Here is a 19,008-nt window from a genome sequence, read left to right as displayed (position 1 = left end):
CTGCGGGAGGCGGGGCCCGGCCGCCCGGGCCTCAGCCCGCGGCCACCGCCTCCCAGGGCACCGTACGGTCGCACCAGCGGTTCAGCAGGGTGCGGTCGTGGCCGACCGACAGCAGGCCCGCGCCCGTCGACGCGCGGTAGTCCTCCACGACCCGCACCAGCGCGGCCGTGGTCGACGCGTCGAGCATCGCCGTCATCTCGTCGCACACCAGCCAGCGGGGCTCCAGGGACAACGCCCGTGCCAGGCAGGCGCGTTGCAGCTGGCCGTCGCTCACCTCGTGCGGGCGGCGGCCGAGCAGGTCCGGGGTGAGGCCCACGGTGTCGGCCAGTTCCCGCACGCGGTCGGCGGCCGAGGCGCGCCGGCCCGTCGCCCGCAGGGGTTCCGCGATCAGGTCGGCGAGGCGCAGCCGGGGATCGGCCGCGAGGCGGGGCTGCTGGAAGACCACGCCGATCGCGGTGCGCTGTGCGCGGGGGGCGCGGTGCCGGAAGCCGCGGACGGGCGTGCCGTCGAGGACGACCTCCCCGGCATCCGGCCGGTGCAGCAGCGCGGCGACCCGGGCGAGGGTCGACTTTCCGCAGCCGCTCGGGCCGAGCAGACCCACGGCCTCGCCCGGGGCGACGGTGAGGTGCGCGTCGCGGACGACGGGGGCGCGGCGGTCGTAGCCGACGGTGACGGCGCGCAGCTCAAGCACGGGTGTCCTCCGGGGTACGGGTCGCGTGCGGGCCGGCGGCGGGGGCCGGCACCGGGTGGTGGCAGGCGACGGTGTTCTCGAGGACCGGGAGCGCTCCGCAGGTGTCCGTCGCCCGGTCGCAGCGGGGGGCGAAGGCGCAGCCCTCGGGGAGACTGCCCAGTTCCGGGGGCAGTCCGGGGACGGGAGCGAAGGACCGCTCGGGAAGCGCCTCCAGCAGGCCTCGGCTGTAGGGGTGGCGCGGGCCCGGGGAGCCGAAGAAGGCGCCCGCGTCGGTGAGTTCGACTATGCGGCCCGCGTACATGACCGCGACCCGGTCGGCGATGCGCTCGGCGGCGGCCAGGTCGTGCGTGATCATCAGCAGGGCGTGGCCGTCGTCCACGTGGCGGCGCAGCTCGTCTACCGTGCGGTCCACCAGGTCGCGGTCCAGACCGGTGGTCGGTTCGTCGGCGAGCAGCAGCGGGGCGTCGCCGATCAGCGCGAGCGCGGTCGCGGCGCGCTGGGCCAGCCCGCCGGACAGTTCGTGCGGGTGGCGGTCGAGATGGTCACGGGGGAACTCGGCGCGCAGCGACGCCTGTTCGGCGGCCTTGCGGCGGGCGGCGCGGCCGCGTACGCCGGTGAGGCGGGCGACCGTCTCCTCGATGTGCGAGCGGATCGTGCGCACGGGGGTGAGGTGGGCCGCCGGTGACTGCGGGACCAGGCCGACACGGCGGCCGCGGACGGTGCGGGCGAGGGTGGGTTCGTCCGCCGTGAGCAGGTCGAGGTCGTCGAGATGGGCGTGGCCGGCGGTGCGGGAGTTGGCCGGGAGCAGGCCGAGCAGGGCGGACGCCAGCACGGACTTGCCGCAGCCGCTCTCCCCGATGAGCGCGAGGCACTCCCCCGGCGCGACGTCGAACGACGCGTCGGACACGGCGTCGACGCGGCGCCCTCCGGGGAGCAGGAAGCGGACGGACAGGCCGCGTACGGAGAGGACCGGCGCCGGGCGGTTCGGACCGGCGCCGGCCGCCGCCTCGGCGGTCGGACCGGTCCGCGTGGCACCGACCGTGGACGCGGCGCCCCGCCGGACCGGGTCGCCCGCCCGGGCGGGCTCCTCCGTGGCCCGCGCGCAGTCGGCCGGCGCCGCCGACACCGCCTTCTCCTCCACCGGGGCGTCTGTCGGGGCATTCGTCGCAGCGTCTGTCGGGGCGTCCGTCGCAGCGTCCGTCGACGCCTCCGTCGCAGCGTCCGTCGACGCCTCCGTCGCGGCGTTCGTTGGCACGTCCGTCGCGGCGTCCGTCGGGACGGACGGAGCCGTACCGGCCTCCCCGCCGCCTGCCGTGCGCGGGACCGAGGCGTCGGGCGCCGGCACCCCGGAGGCATCCCCCGCGCCCGGTTCCGTCACAGCCGTCGACGTCGACGTCGACGCGTCCTTCGCGGTCACAGCATCAGCTCCGATCGGCGGCGGGGATTGATCCGTTCGCGCCAGACGCCCGCCAGGCCGGCGATCGCCAGGGTGGGGAGGATCAGGAACAGGCCCGGGAAGAGGGTGGGCCACCACTGGCCGGCGAGGAGGGAGCCCCGGGCGCCCTGGATCAGCGTGCCGAGGCTCGCGGTGTGGGTGGGCAGGCCGAGGCCCAGGAAGGACAGGGCCGACTCGTGCCACATGGCGTGCGGGACCATCAGCACGGCGGCGAGACCGGCCTGCGGCAGCACGCCCGGCAGCAGGTGGCGTACGGTCACCCGCCACCGGCTCGCCCCGCCGGACACGGCGGCGTCGACGAACGGCCGGGACCGCAGCGACAGCACCTCCGCGCGGACGATGCGCGCGGTGGACAGCCAGTGCGTGAGGGCGACGGAGATCACCACCGGCCAGACGCCCGGCCGGAACATGGCCACGATGAAGATGCCGAGCAGCAGGTGCGGCACGGAGGACAGGGTGTCGACCAGCCGCATCACCAGGCGGTCGGCCCGGCCGCCCAGCGCCCCGGCGGCGGCCCCCACGGCCGTGCCGATCACGGTGGCGGTGAGCGCGGCGACCACGCCCACCAGCAGGGACACGCGGAGCCCGTAGACACAGCGCAGCAGCAGGTCGCGGCCCACGTCGTCGGTGCCGAACGGGTGCGCCCAGCTGGGTGGTCGCAGCTTGGCGGCCAGGTCGACGGCCTGCTGGTCGAGCTGGACCAGCGGCGGGACCAGGAGCACGGCCAGCACGGTCACGGCGACCAGGGTGGCGGAGACGCGCAGCCGCAGGGCGTGTGTGGAGCGGCGGGCGGCGCCGTGCGCGCGCCAGGCCGGCTTCGTGTCCGCCACGTCGACGTCGGTCGTCACATCTCCTCCAGCTTCACCCTCGGGTCGATCAGCCCGTAGAGCAGGTCGGCGAGCAGGTTGCCGGCGAGGACGGCGGCGGTGGCGAGCGTGGTGAGCGCGGCGAGCAGCGGGAAGTCGACCGCGGTGGCGGCCTCCACGGTGGCCGAGGCGATGCCGGGCCAGCTGAAGACGGTCTCCACCAGCAGCGCGCCCGTGATGAGTTCCGGCACGCGGGAGCCGATGAGGGTGAGCACCGGCAGCAGCCCGGAGCGCAGGGCGTGGCCGAGCAGCACGGTGCGTTCGCTGAGGCCGCGCGCCCTCGCCCCGCGCACGGGGTCCTCCGCGAGGGCGTCGCCGACGCCCTGCCGGACGTAGAGCGTGAACCAGGGCAGCTGGGAGACGGCGAGGACGCCGGCGGGGAGGATCAGGTGCTCGGTCAGGCCGCCGAAGGTGACCCGGTCGCTGCCGGTGTCGGTGAGGCCGCCCGCCGGGAGGACGTCCAGCTGGAGGGCGAACAGCCACACCGCGAGGAGCGCGATCCAGAAGACCGGGGCGGCCTCCAGGACGTAGGCGGCGGAGGTGACCGCGCGGTCCGTGAGGGAGCCGGGGCGGCGGGCGGCGAGCACGCCGAGGAGCGTGCCGAGCAGGACGGCGGCGGCGAACGCGACGGCGCACAGCAGCGTGGACCACAGCAGCCGTTCGCCGATGACCTCGGCCACCGGCTGCCGCATCACCGCGGACTGGCCGAGGTCGCCGCCGAGGGCGGAGGTCAGCCAGTCCCACCAGCGGGCGGTGAACGGCCGGTCCACGCCGAGGTTCTCCCGCAGCCGGTCCAGGGTCTCCTGGTCGGCGCCGAGCGCGGCCGTGCCCGCGTACGCCCTCACCGGGTCGAACGGGGACGCGGCGGCGACGGCGAACACGCCGAACGTGACGACGAGGAGCACCGGCACGGCGTGCAGCGCGCGGCGCGCGGTGAGCCGTGCCATCGGGCGCCAGGGGACGCGGGTCGTGGCCCGCCGGGGGGCGTGGGTCATGCCGCGGGCTGCCAGTCCTCGACATTCCACCAGGGTCCGGCGGCGAAGCCGTGTTCGTGCGGTTCGGTCTGGGTGGTGAGGCCCTTCCAGCGGTCGGCGAGCACGTACAGGTGGTCGATGTGGGTGAGGAAGGTGTAGCCGGGGTCCTTCACGAGGGCGCGCTGCAGGGCGTCGTAGGCGGCCTTGCGGGTCTCCGGGTCCTGGCTGCGGCGGCCTGTCTCCAGGGCGCGGTCGACGGCCGGGTTGTCGTAGTGGGCCATGTTGTTGAAGCCGTCGCCGGCGAGGGAGGAGTGCAGCATCGTGTAGAGCCCGAAGTCCGGGTCGCCGGTGCTGCCGAAGCCCGCGAGGACGGCGTCCCGGTTCATGCGGGGCTCGATGACCTCCCAGGTGGCGCTCTCCACCCGGACGTCGATGCCGGCCTTCTTGGCGTCGGAGGCGTAGGCGAGGGCGTGGTCCTGACGGACCTTGTCGCCGGAGGGGTAGTACAGCGTGAAGCGGGCGGGGCGGCCGTCCTTGGCGCGGATGCCGTCCCCGCCCTTCGTCCAGCCGGCGGCGTCGAGGATGCGGCCGGCCGCGGCGAGGTCGCGCGGGCGCTCGGTGTCCTCGGCGAACCACGGGTCGTCGACGGGCAGCGGGCCGTAGGCGGGGCGGCCGGCGCCGTCGAGGATCTTGTCGACCATGGCCTGCCGGTCGACGGCGAGGTCGAGGGCGCGGCGGATCGCGGTGTCGCCGGTGACGGGGTTGCCGCTGGGGAGGGTGACGACGCGGACGTCGTAGGAGGTGGCCCGGTAGGTCTTCTTGTCGTCGTCGCTCTTGAAGGTGGCGGCGAGGTTGGGCGGGAGGACCGCGCCGTCGAGGTCGCCGGAGCGGAGCCGGGTGGCGCGGACGTCGTCGTCGGAGACGATCGCCATGGTGAGCTTCTTCACCTTCGGGGTGCCGCCCCAGTAGTGCGGGTTGGCCTTGAAGGTGAGCTTCTCGCCCTTGCGCCAGTCGACGAGGACGTACGGTCCGGTGCCGACGGGCTTCGTGTTGAAGGCGCCGGTGTTGGGGTCCTGCTCGCCGGCGACGTGCTCGGGCACGATCGGCAGGACCGTGCGGGCGGCGAACGGCGCGTAGGGGTGGTGGAGGGTGAAGACGACCGTGTCGTCGCCCACCGCCCGGACGTCCTTGACGGCCGCGAGTTCGCTCCTGGCGGTGTTGTTGGTGTCCTCGTCGAGGACCGTGCGGTAGGTGAAGACGACGTCCCGCGCGGTCAGCGGCTTGCCGTCGCTGAACTTCACGCCCTCGCGCAGGGTGTACGTGTAGGTGCGTCCGCCGTCCGTGATCCGCGGAAGTGCCCTGGCCAGCGCGGGTTCCAGGGTCATGTCGGCGGTGCGGGCGAGGAGGCCGTCGAACAGCTTGGAGTTGCCGTCCTTGCCGTAGCCGAGGAGCGGGCTGAGGGTGTCGGGCTCGGTGGAGACGCCGATCACCACGGACTCGCCGGCCGCCGCGCCGTCCGCGGTGCCGGAGCCCGGCGCCGAGCAGGCGGAGACCGCCGCGGCCGTCGCCAGCACGGCGGCGGCGCCCCGTATGCGTCGTCGGGTCGTCATCGAACCTCACATCCCTGTTGCTGGAAAATAGCTCTTGCATATTAGTTGCAGGAAGACCTTGCCCAGAACGGCGGCCCCCCAGTCGCCGGGGTTGCCGGGCCGCCCGAACGCGCAGGTGTGCGCCGGGGTCCGAGCCGCCGGGCGCCCTCCGCGCGCCCCCGCCGCCGCTTGTCACCGGGCCGCGACGGGGACTACTGTCACCACGCCTTGGTGACGGGAAATCGGTGCGATACCGGTGCGGCCCTCGCCACTGTGATCGGGAAGTCCGGCTCCGGCCCTCACGGGCAGCCACTGGGTCCTCAAGGACCCGGGAAGGCGGAGCACGGGCGGTGGTACCCGTCAGCCAGGAGACCGGCCAAGGCGCGTCAACCATCCACGAGGTGCTGGAGAGGGTCTGCTGAGCCATGCACATTGCCGAGGGTTTCCTGCCTCCGGCGCACGCGGTCGCCTGGGGCGTCGCGTCGGCGCCGTTCGTCGTCCACGGAGCCCGGTCGCTCATCCGTGACGTCAGAGAGCACCCCGAGAGCACGCTGCTGCTGGGCGCGTCGGGAGCGTTCACGTTCGTCCTGTCCGCGCTGAAACTGCCCTCCGTGACCGGGAGTTGCTCCCACCCCACCGGGACCGGGCTGGGCGCGATCCTGTTCCGGCCGCCGGTCATGGCGGTGCTCGGGACCATCACCCTGCTGTTCCAGGCGCTGCTGCTCGCCCACGGAGGGCTCACCACGCTCGGCGCCAACGTCTTCTCCATGGCGATCGTCGGGCCCTGGGCCGGATACGCCGTCTACCGGCTGCTGCGCCGGTACGACGTGCCGCTGATGGGCGCGGTGTTCTGCGGCGCGTTCGTCGCCGACCTGTCGACGTACTGCGTGACCAGCGTCCAGCTCGCGCTGGCGTTCCCCGACCCGGGCAGCGGATTCCTGGGCGCGCTGGGGAAGTTCGGCTCCATCTTCGCCGTCACGCAGATCCCGCTCGCGGTCAGCGAGGGGTTGCTGACGGTGCTGGTGATGCGCCTGCTGGTGCAGTCCAGCAAGGGCGAGCTGACCCGGCTCGGGGTGCTGGTCACCTCGGCGGCCGGGGGCAAGCAGGCCGAGTCGGCCGAGGCGGTGACCCGGTGAGCCGCAACGCGAAGATCAACACCCTGCTCCTGCTGCTCGTGGCCGCCCTCGCCGTGATCCCGCTGGCGCTCGGGCTCGGCGACCACAAGGAGGAGCCGTTCGCCGGGGCGGACGGCGAGGCGGAGACCGCGATCACCGAGATCGACCCGGACTACGAGCCGTGGTTCTCACCGCTGTACGAACCGCCGTCCGGGGAGATCGAGTCGGCGCTGTTCGCCCTCCAGGCCGCGCTCGGCGCGGGCGTCCTGGCGTACTACTTCGGGCTGCGGCGCGGACGCCGGCAGGGCGAGGCGCGGGCGCGTGGGCGGGCCGTCACGCAGGACGCGGACGCGGAGGACGCCGACGCGGAGGCGCGCACCGGCGCCGACGGCGGACGGGACTGACCGGCCCGTGCTGCCGATCGACGCGGCGGCGCACAGCAGCCGCTGGCGCCGCCGTCATCCCGTGGACAAGGCCGTCCTCGGTATCGGCCTCACCGTCCTCGCGATTTCGCTGCCCCCGTGGCCGGGCGCCGCGCTGGTGCTGGTCACCGCACTGGTGCTGCTGCTCGGCCCGGCGGCGGTGCCGGCCGGTCGGCTGTGGCGGGCGTACCGGGTGCCGCTGGGGTTCTGCGTCACCGGGGCGCTGCCCCTGCTGATGCGGGTGGGCGGGCCCGGCGGTTTCCTGTCACCCGCCCCCGACGGGCCCCTGCGCGCCGGGGAGTTGCTGCTGCGCACCTCGGCCGCCTCGCTGGGCGTGCTGCTGTTCGCGTTCACCACGCCGATGTCGGACCTGCTGCCACGCCTGGTGCGCGCCGGGGTGCCCGCGCCGCTCGTGGACGTGGCGCTGGTGACGTACCGGATGAGCTTCCTGCTGCTGGACTCGGTGCGCCGGGTGCACCGGGCGCAGGCGGCGCGGCTCGGCCACACCACCCGTGCGGCCACCTGGCGTTCGCTCGGCGGGCTCGGCGCGACCGCGTTCGTGCGGTCCTTCGACCGAGCGGCGCGGCTGCAGACGGGGCTCGCGGGCCGCGGCTACGACGGCGCCCTGCGCGTGCTGGTGCCGGAGGCCCGGGTGTCCGCCCGGTTCACGGCCGCGAGCGTGACGCTCCTGGCGGCGCTGGCCGCCCTCACCTGCGTACTGGAAAGGCCCCTGTCGTGAGCGGATCCGTGCTGGTGGCACTGCGGGACGTGTCCTTCGCGTACGAGGAGGGGCCGCCGGTGTTCACCGGGCTCGACTTCGAGGTGCGCGAGGGGAGGGCGCTGGCCCTGCTGGGGCGCAACGGCAGCGGCAAGACCACCCTGATGCGGCTGCTGAGCGGCGGACTGCGGCCGCACGGAGGGGAGTTGAGGCTGTCGGGTCGTGCGGTGCGGTACGACAGGAAGGGGCTGACGGCGCTGCGCACCACCGTGCAGCTGGTGGTGCAGGACCCGGACGACCAGTTGTTCGCGGCGTCCGTGGGGCAGGACGTGTCGTTCGGGCCGCTGAACCTGGGGCTGCCGGACGGGGAGGTGCGTGCGCGGGTCGCGGAGGCGCTGGAGGCGCTGGACATCGCCGCGCTCGCCGACCGGCCCACGCATCTGCTGTCGTACGGGCAGCGGAAACGGACGGCGATCGCGGGCGCGGTCGCGATGCGGCCGCGGGTGCTGATCCTGGACGAGCCGACGGCGGGCCTCGATCCCGACGGTCAGGAACGGCTGCTGGCCACGCTCGACGGTCTGCGGGCGGGCGGCACGACGGTGGTGATGGCGACGCACGACGTGGACCTCGCCCTGCGCTGGGCCGACGACGCGGCCCTGCTGACGCCGTCGGGCGCCCACACCGGGCCGGTCGCGGAGACGCTGGCCCGGCGGGACCTGCTCACGGCGGCGGGGCTCAGGCTGCCGTGGGGTGTGGCGGCCGGACTGTTCCTGCGGGCGCGGGGGCCGGCCGGCGCCGCGGACGCCGGTCCTCGCACCCCGGAGGAGCTGGCGGCGCTGGCCGCCCTGCCGGAGTACGGGGACCGGCGGCCGGGCTAGGCCGAAGGCGCCGGCGGACCGATGTGTACATTTGTTCCTACTCGGTGGGTGAGCGGGATCATCGCCTGCCTGCCCCTCGTTCTCACCATTCCCGGCGGAGCCCCACCGTGACCGACCGTGCCGTACGCCGACGCCGCCGGGCGCTGTACCTCTTCTTCTTCCTCAACGGCATCGCCATGTCCTCGTGGATCACGCGCACCCCGGACGTCCGTGACCGTCTGGGTGTGTCCACGGGGGAGATGGGGCTGGTGCTGTTCGGGCTGTCCGTCGGCTCCATGGCCGGCATCCTGTGTTCCGGCCGTTTCGTGTCCCGGTTCGGGACCAGGCCCGTGACGGCGCTCGGCACGCTGTTCGTCGTCGCGAGCGTGGTCGTCGTGGGCGGGGGCACCGCCCTCGCCTCCGCGCCCCTGGTCGCCGCGGGGCTGTGCCTGTTCGGCCTGGGGGTCGGGGCGGGCGAGGTGGCGATCAACGTGGACGGCGCCGACGTCGAGCGGATCACCGGCAGGCCGGTCCTGCCCACGCTGCACGGATGCTTCAGCCTGGGCACCGTCATCGGCGGCCTGGCCGGCATGGCGGCCACCGCCGCGGCGTTCCCCGCCCAGTGGCACCTCCTGGCGGTGGCCGTGGTGACGGCCGCGATGTTCGGGTACGCCATCGGCGGCGTCCCCGCCGGGACCGGGGTCCGTGCCGCGGCGCCCGCTTCGGGCTCCGTACGGCCGACGGGCCCGCGGGTGTGGAAGGACCGGCGGCTGCTGATGATCGGGGCCATCGTCCTGGCCATGGCTCTCGCCGAGGGCGCCGCCAACGACTGGCTGCCGCTGCTGATGGTCGACGGCCACGGTCTCGACGCCGCCGTCGGCTCGCTCGTCTTCGTGGGGTTCGCCGCCGCGATGACCCTGGGACGCTTCGGCGGCTCGTTCTTCCTCAGCCGCTACAGCCGGGCGGCCGTGGTGCGGGCCAGCGCGGTCTCCGGTGCCGTCGGACTGTGCCTGGTCATCTTCTCCGACAACGCCGTCGTGGCGGCGGCGGCCGTCCTGTTCTGGGGACTGGGCGCGTCCCTGGGCTTTCCGGTGGCCCTGTCGGCGGCCGGCGACTCGGGGCCCGACGAGACCGCACGGGTCGGCCTCGTGGCCACCATCGGCTACGTCGCGTTCCTGGTGGGGCCGCCCACCCTCGGCTTCCTCGGCGATCACTACGGGCTGCGCCCTGCGATGGTCGTGGTCCTGGCGTTCGTCGCCGCGGCCGTCTTCGTGGCGCCCGCGGCCGGTACGCGCGGGTCCCGTCACCGGGAGGCCGAGGCCGGTGCCGAGGCCGGTGCCGGTGACGGTGCCGGTGCCGGTGCCTCCGGCGGACTCACCGTGTGAGAAGGCTCGGCGTCCTGTCCTGCCCTTTGCACAGTTCCCCGCGCCCCTGAGGTGTTGGGGCGCGGGGATCTGCGTAGACGTAAGCGTCCGAAACGGACCTGTCAGCAGCCGCCGCAGTTGTAGTACGTGACGTCCCAGTGGTTGCCCTCGTCCGCGTAGACGTTGCCCGAGCCGGACTGCCACTGCTGGGCCCCGTCGCCGCGCACGCCGATGTAGGTGAACGTGTTCTTGATGTAGTTCCCGACGCAGGTCGTCTTGCCGAAATCGAGCTTGTAGCCGTTCCAGTGCGAGTACGTGCCGGAGGCGTGCCCGGTCTCGGTTCCGCCGGTGATGTTCAGAGCGCAGCCGCTGGCCCGCTTCAGGGTCTGGGCGCCCTGCGCGGTGGCCAGGTTGAGCTGGTCGAAGGACGTGCAGGTGGACACGTTGCGGTTGGAGCAGCCTCCGGACGAGGACCACGTGATGCCGACCTGGCTGAACATGGAGGTCGCGGTCGCGTGGCTGATCTTGGTGGCGGCGGAGGCCTCGCCCGCGGTGCCGACGACGGCCGCGCCGGGGGCGACGACCAGGGCGAGGGCGGTCAGGACCGAGCGGAGCTTGGGGGCCTTGAGGGTCTTCATGTGGGGGGACCTTCCTGCTGGGAGCCAGGGTGGGGGTGAGGGACGGCTGTGCAGGCGGAGCAGACCGATGATGCCCGGGGTCTACGCGCGTCCGCCAGAGGACAAAACGGAATGCTGCCGCCTGCGCGTGCCGCTGATGTCCCGTCAGGCCGCCGAGCGGAAGGCGGGGAGGTAGCCGGAGGACTGGCCGACGGCCTTCGGGTGGTAGGAGTTGCCGATCGGGATGGTGACGCTGTGCAGCCAGGCGTCGCCCGAACAGATCTCGTGCCCGGTGAACTCGTCGACCACGCTGGACCAGGCGAACCCGGCGTTGGCCGCGCGCTTCGCGATGACCGAGTTGAGCGTGTCGCCCGCGCTGTTGATGGCGTTGCGCTCGGTCTCGCTGAGGCCGACGATGCAGCTGCCGGACAGCTTGTAGAAGCGCGGGTAGCCGAGGACGACGACACGGGCCTGCGGGGCGCGGGAGCGGATCGCGGAGTACAGCGAGTCGAGCTTGCCCGGCAGGGAGTTCTGCATCTGCGAGACGGCGCTGTTCACGGCGGAGACGCAGGTGGCCTCGGACTGCAGGACGCAGGTCTGCATGACGTTCGCGAAGCCGATGTCGTTGCCGCCGGCGGTGACGCTGACGAGGGTGGTGGTGGAGGACAGCGCGCCCAGCTGCGTGGAGGACACGCTCGTGGTGGTCGCGCCGGAACAGGCGACGAACTTGAACGACGCGGGGGCGTTGGCGTTGCTCCACAGCTGCGGGTAGGCGACGGTGCTGCGTTTGCAGTCGCCGCTCTCGGAGGTGTAGCTCCCGGCGCCCACTCCGGAGGAGTAGGAGTCGCCGAGCGCCACGTAGTGGTGGCCGGCGGCCGCGGCAGGGTGTGCCAGGCCGAGGACGGTCGCCACACCGAGGACGAGGGTGGCGAGGGTTGTTCCCAGGGAACGCGTTGACACGTGTATCCGCCTCTCACGACGAAACTCGCGACGGTAGTTGAGGGAGCAACTGGTGTTGTAGCAGGGAGGAATACCGCGCGGTAACTACCGGTCGAAAAGTCATCCGCTATGACCCGAATACTGATGTGGACGATCCTGCTCCGCGCGTAGATAAACCTGGGTTGCGCCATGTTCACGCCAATTTTGTGGCGGAAAGAGTGCCGGGCCGCCCCCCGCGCGGCCCGGCACCCGGTGTGGTCGAACGGTCCTTTCGACGCCCCCGTTCAGCCCTCCCCGTCCTGCCGCGGCGGGGTCGCGAGGAGGCGCCGGGGGTCGGCCGCGCGCGTGATCGCCGACTCCACCGCCGCGATGCGGTCGCCGAGCAGGGCGAGGGCGGACACCGCGCGGGCCAGCGCGTCGTCGTCCGGGCCGCCCAAGGTGAGTGTGCGGACATGGGCCGCCTTCACCTCCGCCCAGCGGACGGCCTGTTCGGGCGTGAGCGTGCCGCGCAGCTCGGCGAGCTTCAGCAGGTTCGCCTCGGCACCGCTGGTGAGGGTCTGGGCCTCGGCCGTGTAGTGGTCCTCGATCACGGCGGACAGCTCGGCGTCGTTCATCACGGGCTGGATCCGCTGGGCGATCTTGTTCATGTTGCGGTACGAGCCCTGGAGCAGGAACGGCGGCTCGGTGCGGGCGTCGTCGGAGCGGGCCGCGGACGCGATGTAGGCCGCGTTGACCGCGAGCACCGTGCGGCGGGCGGTGAGGAGATGGCGCAGCACCGCGAGCACACGGTCGAGTTCGGTCGGCGCGTACGGGTGGAGCAGCCGGTCCGGGCGGGCCGTCGGGTCGTCGGAGGCGAGCCGGATCAACAGGTCCAGGTCGGCGCGGTCGCGCCCGGCGAGCGGCGCGAGCACCGGGTTCGCGGTGAGCGCGTTCTCCACGAAGCTGAGTGCGAAGACGTCCTCCTTGCCGGTCAGGACGTCGCCCAGGTTCCACACGTCGGCCCGGTTGGCCAGCATGTCGGGCACCCGGAAGACCTCGCCGGACTCGGTGTAGGGGTTGCCGGCCATGCACACCGCGAACCGCTTGCCGCGCAGGTCGTAGGTGCGCGGCTCGCCCTGCCACACGCCCTCCACCCGGCGGGTGGCGTCGCACAACGGGATGAACTTCTGCAGCAGTTCGGGCGAGGTGTGCTGGATGTCGTCCAGGTACAGCAGGGTGTTGCTGCCCGCCGCCAGCGCGAAGTTGATCTTCTCGATCTCCTGGCGGGCGGTGGCGTTCGGCGCCTCCGCCGGGTCGAGCGAGGTGACGCCGTGACCGAGTGCGGGGCCGCTGATCCGCACCAGGACCAGCCCGAGGCGGTGGGCGACGTACTCCATGAGGGTCGTCTTGCCGTAGCCGGGCGGGGACAGCAGGAGCAGCAGTCCGCCGGCGCCGGTGCGGGCGGACTCGCCCGTGGTGCCGAGCTGCTTGGCGAGGCTGTCGCCGACCAGCGGCAGGTACACCTCGTCGACCAGGCGGTTGCGGACGAACGACGCCATCACGCGCGGCCGGTGGTCGTCCAGGCGCAGCCGGGCCCGCTCGGCGGTGACGAGGTCGGCACGACGGCGCTGGAAGGCCCGGAAGGCGGGCACCTCGCGCGCCCGGAAGGCGTCGGTGCGGGCGAAGAACTCGTCGAGGCGCAGCGTGAGACGGCGGTCGGTGATGCGTGGGTGGGTGGAGACCAGGCCCTCCACGGTGACGGTGAGGGGCGCGTCCGACTCGTGGCGGGGCACGTCCGGGCACAGCTCGGCGGCCACGGCCTCCGCGAGGTCCCCGGCGTCCGTCTCCTCCCCGGACGCCCGCGCGTACGCGGTGAGCCACGCCTCGACGAGCTGCCGGCGCGCGGCGAGGTCACCGAGGGCGGTGAGGTCCTCGTCGTACGCCTCGCCGGCGACCGTGCGGCGGAACTTGTCGAGCAGGGTGCGGGCGCGGGCGCTGAGGACGAACCCCTCGGGCCCGGTGGTCAGTTCGTCGAAGAGGTACGCGGCGCACGCCTCCGGGCGGACCGGGGCGTCCGGGTCCCACTCCCCCACCGCGCGGGCCAGTTCGTCCCGCAGCGCGTCCAGCGCGGGCGGCGCGCCGAAGGCGTCCCGGACCCGGGCCAGCGAGCGGGCGCGGCGGGTCCGGTCGGCGCGCTCCGGCTCCGTGGTGCCGTGCGCCCAGAACAGCAGGGCGTGGGCGCGGGCGGCGGAGGCGTGACGCAGGGAGCCCGCGCCCTCGAACAGGGGCAGCAGGGCGGTGAGGAGCGCGGTGGCGTCGTGGTCGTGCACGCCCCGCTCGTAGCCCTCGTCGTACGCCTCCTCGGCGGTCGTCCGGACCAGCGCGGGGAGGTCGTCGGCAGCGGCGAGGGCGTCCGGGCCGTGTTCGTGCAGCAGCCGCGCGGCGAGGTGTTCGGCGCGGCTGACCTGCGGGGATTCCGACGGCAGGTGCCGGTCCCACAGCGGGCGGCCGGCGAGCAGGGCCGGGTCGGTGACGGGGACACGGTAGTCGGTGCCGGTGAGGGCGAGGGCGAGGCCGTCGTCGTGCGGGACGACGGTGAGGTCGAAGGGCTGGGTGGAGACGGCGAAGCGGTGGGCGCCCAGGCGGAGGGTGCGGCCGCCGTCGGCGTAGAGGTCAGTGCGGTCACGCAGGGCGCGGGCGGCCTCCTCGCGGGCGGAGCGCAGCTTGCCGTCGAGTTCCTCGGCGCGGACCCGGTCGCCGAGGGCGCGCAGTTCGCCGGCGCTGCGGCGGACCTTGGCGACCAGCGGGTCGGAGGCGAAGTAGGTGCTCACCGCGTCCGTGTCGGCGAGCGCGGCGCTGCGGCGGGCGATCGTCTCCAGCACGCGTTCGGCGGCCGAGGCGAGCTGTCCGGCGCGGCGGGCGCGGGCGTCCGTGAGGCTCTGCTTGCGGGCGGAGAACGCCTCGTAGATCTCGGTGCGCCTGTCGGCGAGTTCGCCGAGGACGTCGTCGAACTCGGCGAACCGCGACTCCAGTTCCTCGAGCTGGGCGAGGACCCGGGCCATCTGGTCGTCGCAGGCGTCCGGGTCGTCGGCGGCGGCGAGGGCGCCGGTGACGGTCTGGCCGAGCAGGGTCAGCTCGGCGGCGAACCCGGCGCGCGCCTCCCGGTCGAGCAGGGCGCGTCGGCGGGTGTCGAGGGTGGCGCGGGCGCGGTTCACGCCGCCCATGGCGTCGGCGACGCGCTCCAGGACGCCGGTGCGGACGGTGGCGTCGGCGATGTCGAGTCCGGCGACCACCTCGGTGACCGTGCGCAGCCCGTCGGCGAGTTCGTCGAGGCGGGCGGCGAGCGGGGCGGCCTGGGCGGTGGTGGTGACCGCCTCGATGTCGGCGTGCAGCCGCTCCAGGTCGGTGTGGTGGGCGGCGAAGGCGTCCTCGCGGGCGAGGAAGGCGACGGCGCGCTGCCCGAAGGAGCCGAGGTCGTCCTCGGCCTCGGCGGCGAGCGCGTCGATGCGCTCGTGGTCCGCGTACCGCATCTCCTTGAGGGTCAGCAGGTGGCCCTGGGCCTGACGTAGTTCGGTGAGACCGCGCACCCAGGCGGCGGCCTCGCGGGGCTGCTCGCCGCGCAGCCGGCGCACCACGGCGGCGATGCGCCCCTCGGCCTCGTCGAGCGCCTCGGTGGCCCGGCGGGTGAGGTCGGTGACGGTCTCGAACTCGGCGAGCACCTGTTCGGCGGTGGCGCGCACCTCCTCCAGCGGGGTGCGCAGGTCGCCTACCTCGGGGTCGCCGAGCCAGTGGTGGGTGTCCAGGGCGCGCACGCAGGCGGCGGCGAGGGTGGCGTAGATTTCGGCGGTGGGGGTGGTCTCGGCGGCGGCGCGGGCCAGCGACAGGCAGTCGGAGATGCCGCGCACCAGATCGGCGTTGCCCACCCGGGCCAGCGGCCCCTCCCCCACCGGCTGTGCGGCGGCGCGGGCGTCGGACAGGTAGGGCGTGTCCCACAGCTGCACGGGGTGCACGCGGGCGGGTTCGTCGCCGTCGGGGCGCAGCAGGGTGAGGTGCCCGTCGTCGAAGAGGGCCCAGCCGTGGCAGGCCATGGGGGTGGCGACGGCCTCGCGGATCTGGTTGTAGGAGAGCAGCAGGGCGCGTCCGCGCGCGGGCGCGTGGAAGGCGTAGAGCACGTCCTCGCCGTACGGGGAGCGCACCTCCCGCTCGAACTCCATGCCCTCGTTGTCGAGTTCGTAGGTCTTGTGGCTGCCGGCGGCGAGGCAGTAGCCGCCGGGGAAGACGATGCCCTGGTCCTCGGGCAGCCGGCGGACGCCCTGTCCGATGCCGTCGAGGCGGACGACGGTGCGGGTGAGGGTGTTGAAGACCAGGTGGCGGTGGGCGGTCTCCTTGTACGGGAGGACGCGGAGCAGGATCAGGGGGCCGACGCGGGCGTGGGCGATGTCGGCGTCGGCGAGGGACTGCAGGGGCTCGTCGACGGGCTCGCTGTGGATGCCGTCCGGCGTGCCGGTGTCGTTCTCGGCCTTGACGGTGAGGGTGCCGCCGAGGGTGTCGACGAACACCTCGCCCCGCACGGAGACGTGCGGGTGGCGGCCGAGGACGTGGTCCTCGCGGGTGGCGGGGGTCCACTCGACGTCGGCGGGCGGGACGCGCGCGTGGTCGCGGTCGCCGCGGGCGTCGAGGAACTCCGCGTGGCCGTCCTCGGAGACCGTCCAGCGCAGGACGCGGATGTCGCCGGGCTTCTCACCGGTCTGGAAGACGGCGAGCAGCTTGCCCTCGACGCGGCGCAGCCGCAGCAGGCGGGCCTGCCGGTAGTAGCGGTGCAGGGCGGCGAACTCCCGCTGGAAGGCGGGGTCGTCGAGCAGGCCGGGCACGGCGTCGTCGGGCAGCCGGTTCAGGTCGCGGTCGTGTGCGGCGAGGACGTCGCCGACGGTGGTGTCCCGGTCCGGGCGGGGCCGGGTCTCGTAGCCGAAGAGCAGCACGTCGCCCACGGCGACGACGTCCCGGGGCACGGCGGTGCGTTCGGTGCGCAGCCGCTCGGTGCCGGTGAGGCGCAGTTCGGGCGCGCCGAACTCCTCGGCCCGGCGCCGGTTCAGCGCTTCCGCCCGGCGGGCGAGTTCGGAGGCGCGGTCGGTGAGGCGGTCACGCAGCACCTGGTAGGCGCCGCCGTCGACCGCCGTGCCGGGCCGCGGGGTCGTACCGGCGGTCGTCTCCGGGGCGGGGCCGGGGCGGGCGGTGTCGTGGTGGGTCTCGTGGGTGCCGGTGGTCATGGCTGCCTCTCGGGAAGGTGCCGGCCGGGAGCCGCCGTCCCCTGTGCGGCGGCTCCCGGCCGGGTGGTGGTCAGGCCCTGGTGTGGCCGTTCAGCACGGCCAGCGGAGTGTCCGCCAGACCCAACTCACCCGCTTTGTCGAGCAGTTGCTTGAACTGCCCGGTGTTGTCGCCGCCCTGCTTCATCAGCTTCATCAGCAGGGCGGACACCGTGAGGTTCTGCATGTCGGAGGTGGAGACGGAGCCGAGCATGCGGCTCAGGTCGTCGGTGAAGCTCGCGGAGCCGTCCAGCCAGGGCCCGGCGAGGGCCTGCGCGGTCTCGGAGTGCTGCACGAAGCCGTCCACGCTCTTGCCGAGGGAGATGGACGACACCAGGCGGTCGAAGAAGACCGAGTCGCCGCCGACGATGTTGATGTCCGCGTTCTCCAGTCCGGTGGCGAGCACGGTGGCCTGGGCCTCCGCGACCTGCCGCTGCACGTCGAGCCCGGCCAGCCGGACGTCCTTCTCGGCCTCGAGGCGCAGGCGGTACTCCTCGTGCCCGCGGGACGCCTCGTCGAGGGCGGCCATCGCCGCGGCCTTCTCGGTGAGGCCGGCGGCCTCGGCCCGCAGCTTGCTGCCGACGGCCTCCGCCTCGGCGAGCGCCTTGGCGCGGGCGCCCTCGGCCTCCGCGCGCAGCCGGGCCTCGGTGGCCTCGGCCTCGGCGCGACCCGCCTTCTCGATGACCTCGGCCTCCTTGTCGCGCACCTGGACGGCGGCGAGACCCTCGGCGGCGGACTCCGCCCGGACGCCCTCCGCGAGCCGCAGCTTGGCCTTGGCGTCCAGGTCGGCCGTCTTCAACCGGGCCTCGGCGAGGGTGAGTTCCTCGGCGGCGCGGTGCGCGGCGGCCTGCTCTGCGGCCTCGGCGGCCTTGATGTCCTTGACCAGCTTCTCCTGCGCCTCGGCCTCCGCCGCGATGATGACGGCCTGGCGCTGCCGCTCCGCCTCCTCGACGGCCCGCAGCTTCTTGATGGACTCCTCCTGCTCGGCGACCGTGCGGTCCACCGCGACCCGCTCGCGGACGACCTCGGCGATCTCCCGCTTCTCCGCCTCGACCTCCTTGTCGGCGGCGATACGGGTCAGCTGCGTCTCCCGCTCGCGGGCGATGACCTCCAGCAGGCGGTCCTTCTCGATGCGCTCGCTCTCCACGGCGATGACCCGCTCGCGGTTCTTCGCGGCGACGGCGACCTCGCGGGCCTGGTTCTCGCGCTGCACGCCGAGCTGTTCCTCGGTTTTCAGGAAGGCGCTCTGCGCCCGCAGCCGCTCCTCCTCGACGACCCGCGCGGTCTCCGCCTCCTCGCGGGCGCGCACGGTCTCGATCTCCCGCTTCTGCTTGATCTCGGCGTCCGTCTGCCGGCGCTGGAGCTCCAGGATCGCCTCGCGGGCGTCGACGTCCTGCCGGGTGATCTCCTTCTCCTCGTTGCGCTGCGCCTCGTTGGTGCGGACGTGCTCCACCGCGGTCAGCTCGGTGATCTTGCGGATGCCCTGCGCGTCGAGGACGTTGCCCGGGTCGAGCTGGGTGAGCGGCGTCTGCTCCAGGTAGTCGATCGCGGCGTCCTCGAGGTGGTAGCCGTTCAGGTCGACGCCGATGACCTCGATGATGCGGTACCGCAGCTCCTCACGCTTGGTGTAGAGGTCGGTGAAGTCCATCTGCTTGCCGACGGTCTTCAGCGCCTCGGAGAACTTCGCGTGGAACAGCTCCTGGAGCGTGTTGCGGTCGCTGGCGCGGGCGGTGCCGACGGCCTGGGCGACCTTGATGACGTCCTCGACGGTCTTGTTGACCTTGACGAAGAACGTGATGCGGATGTCCGCGCGGATGTTGTCCCGGCAGATCAGTCCTTCCTTGCCGGCGCGGGTGATCTCGATGGTCTTCACCGAGATGTCCATCACCTCGGCCTTGTGCAGCACGGGCAGCACGACCGAGCCGGTGAAGGTCACGTCGACCTTGCGGAGCTTGGAGACGATCAGCGCCTTGCCCTGTTCCACCTTGCGGAACAGTTTGGTGACGAGCAGCAGGCCGATGAGCACGAACAACAGGGCGGCGCCGACGAGTACGGCGATGCCCACGGTGGCGGCATCCATGGGACACGTCCTTCTGGGCTGACTTACGGGCAGAAGTC

The 19,008-nt window shown here is 73.6% G+C and carries 14 protein-coding genes and 1 riboswitch; of the genes, 5 read left to right on the top strand and 9 right to left on the bottom strand.

Annotated features, from left to right (window positions below; genetic code table 11):
• Positions 1-31 precede the first annotated feature (31 nt).
• From ACQZOG_RS23560 to ACQZOG_RS23540, 5 genes are all read right to left on the bottom strand, one after another.
• On the bottom strand, positions 32-691 hold the full coding sequence (locus ACQZOG_RS23560) for an ABC transporter ATP-binding protein (RefSeq protein WP_033274080.1): 660 nt from the start codon (positions 689-691) through the stop codon (positions 32-34).
• Positions 684-1,643: an oligopeptide/dipeptide ABC transporter ATP-binding protein gene (locus ACQZOG_RS23555; protein WP_193455905.1), complete on the bottom strand. Its 960-nt coding sequence runs from the start codon at positions 1,641-1,643 to the stop codon at positions 684-686. Before ACQZOG_RS23555 ends, ACQZOG_RS23560 begins: the two co-directional genes overlap by 8 nt.
• A 461-nt stretch (positions 1,644-2,104) precedes the next feature.
• Complete coding sequence (locus ACQZOG_RS23550; RefSeq protein WP_058917151.1) at positions 2,105-2,995, bottom strand: ABC transporter permease; 891 nt, start codon at positions 2,993-2,995, stop codon at positions 2,105-2,107.
• Positions 2,992-3,960: an ABC transporter permease gene (locus ACQZOG_RS23545; RefSeq protein WP_058917994.1), complete on the bottom strand. Its 969-nt coding sequence runs from the start codon at positions 3,958-3,960 to the stop codon at positions 2,992-2,994. The genes ACQZOG_RS23550 and ACQZOG_RS23545 overlap by 4 nt, the downstream gene beginning before the upstream one ends.
• Before the next feature lie 44 nt (positions 3,961-4,004).
• Positions 4,005-5,597, bottom strand: coding sequence for an ABC transporter substrate-binding protein (locus tag ACQZOG_RS23540; RefSeq protein ID WP_058917150.1), 1,593 nt, complete (start codon positions 5,595-5,597; stop codon positions 4,005-4,007).
• A gap of 191 nt (positions 5,598-5,788) precedes the next feature.
• A riboswitch (cobalamin riboswitch) is annotated at positions 5,789-5,971 on the top strand.
• Between the two features lie 30 nt (positions 5,972-6,001).
• Here ACQZOG_RS23540 and ACQZOG_RS23535 point away from each other — a divergent pair.
• The 5 genes from ACQZOG_RS23535 to ACQZOG_RS23515 all read left to right on the top strand — a co-directional run bounded on the left by ACQZOG_RS23535 (position 6,002) and on the right by ACQZOG_RS23515 (position 10,073).
• A complete protein-coding gene (locus ACQZOG_RS23535; protein WP_033274083.1) occupies positions 6,002-6,712 on the top strand; it encodes an energy-coupling factor ABC transporter permease in 711 nt (236 codons plus the stop codon).
• A complete protein-coding gene (locus tag ACQZOG_RS23530) occupies positions 6,709-7,095 on the top strand; it encodes an energy-coupling factor ABC transporter substrate-binding protein (RefSeq protein WP_051724433.1) in 387 nt (128 codons plus the stop codon). The genes ACQZOG_RS23535 and ACQZOG_RS23530 overlap by 4 nt, the downstream gene beginning before the upstream one ends.
• A 7-nt stretch (positions 7,096-7,102) precedes the next feature.
• Positions 7,103-7,852, top strand: coding sequence for a cobalt ECF transporter T component CbiQ (gene cbiQ, locus ACQZOG_RS23525; protein WP_033274084.1), 750 nt, complete (start codon positions 7,103-7,105; stop codon positions 7,850-7,852).
• Positions 7,849-8,709, top strand: coding sequence for an energy-coupling factor ABC transporter ATP-binding protein (locus tag ACQZOG_RS23520; RefSeq protein ID WP_033274085.1), 861 nt, complete (start codon positions 7,849-7,851; stop codon positions 8,707-8,709). The genes cbiQ and ACQZOG_RS23520 overlap by 4 nt, the downstream gene beginning before the upstream one ends.
• 107 nt (positions 8,710-8,816) lie before the next feature.
• Complete coding sequence (locus tag ACQZOG_RS23515; protein WP_387787277.1) at positions 8,817-10,073, top strand: MFS transporter; 1,257 nt, start codon at positions 8,817-8,819, stop codon at positions 10,071-10,073.
• A gap of 101 nt (positions 10,074-10,174) precedes the next feature.
• Here ACQZOG_RS23515 and ACQZOG_RS23510 read toward each other — a convergent pair whose 3' ends face one another.
• The 4 genes from ACQZOG_RS23510 to ACQZOG_RS23495 all read right to left on the bottom strand — a co-directional run bounded on the left by ACQZOG_RS23510 (position 10,175) and on the right by ACQZOG_RS23495 (position 18,970).
• Complete coding sequence (locus ACQZOG_RS23510; RefSeq protein WP_033274087.1) at positions 10,175-10,690, bottom strand: hypothetical protein; 516 nt, start codon at positions 10,688-10,690, stop codon at positions 10,175-10,177.
• Positions 10,691-10,834: 144 nt separating this feature from the next.
• Positions 10,835-11,629: an SGNH/GDSL hydrolase family protein gene (locus ACQZOG_RS23505; RefSeq protein ID WP_037642198.1), complete on the bottom strand. Its 795-nt coding sequence runs from the start codon at positions 11,627-11,629 to the stop codon at positions 10,835-10,837.
• 263 nt (positions 11,630-11,892) lie between these two features.
• The gene (locus tag ACQZOG_RS23500) at positions 11,893-16,854 is read right to left on the bottom strand and encodes a DNA repair ATPase (RefSeq protein ID WP_430741773.1); all 4,962 of its coding nucleotides are present in this window, start codon (positions 16,852-16,854) and stop codon (positions 11,893-11,895) included.
• 70 nt (positions 16,855-16,924) lie between these two features.
• A complete protein-coding gene (locus ACQZOG_RS23495) occupies positions 16,925-18,970 on the bottom strand; it encodes an SPFH domain-containing protein (protein WP_037642196.1) in 2,046 nt (681 codons plus the stop codon).
• Positions 18,971-19,008: the final 38 nt, after the last annotated feature.

Source organism: Streptomyces sp. P13-3-3 (assembly GCF_050571355.1).
Classification (GTDB): domain Bacteria; phylum Actinomycetota; class Actinomycetes; order Streptomycetales; family Streptomycetaceae; genus Streptomyces; species Streptomyces althioticus.
The sequence above is the reverse complement of the archived record's forward strand: the minus strand, read 5'-3'. Positions and strand labels throughout refer to the sequence as shown.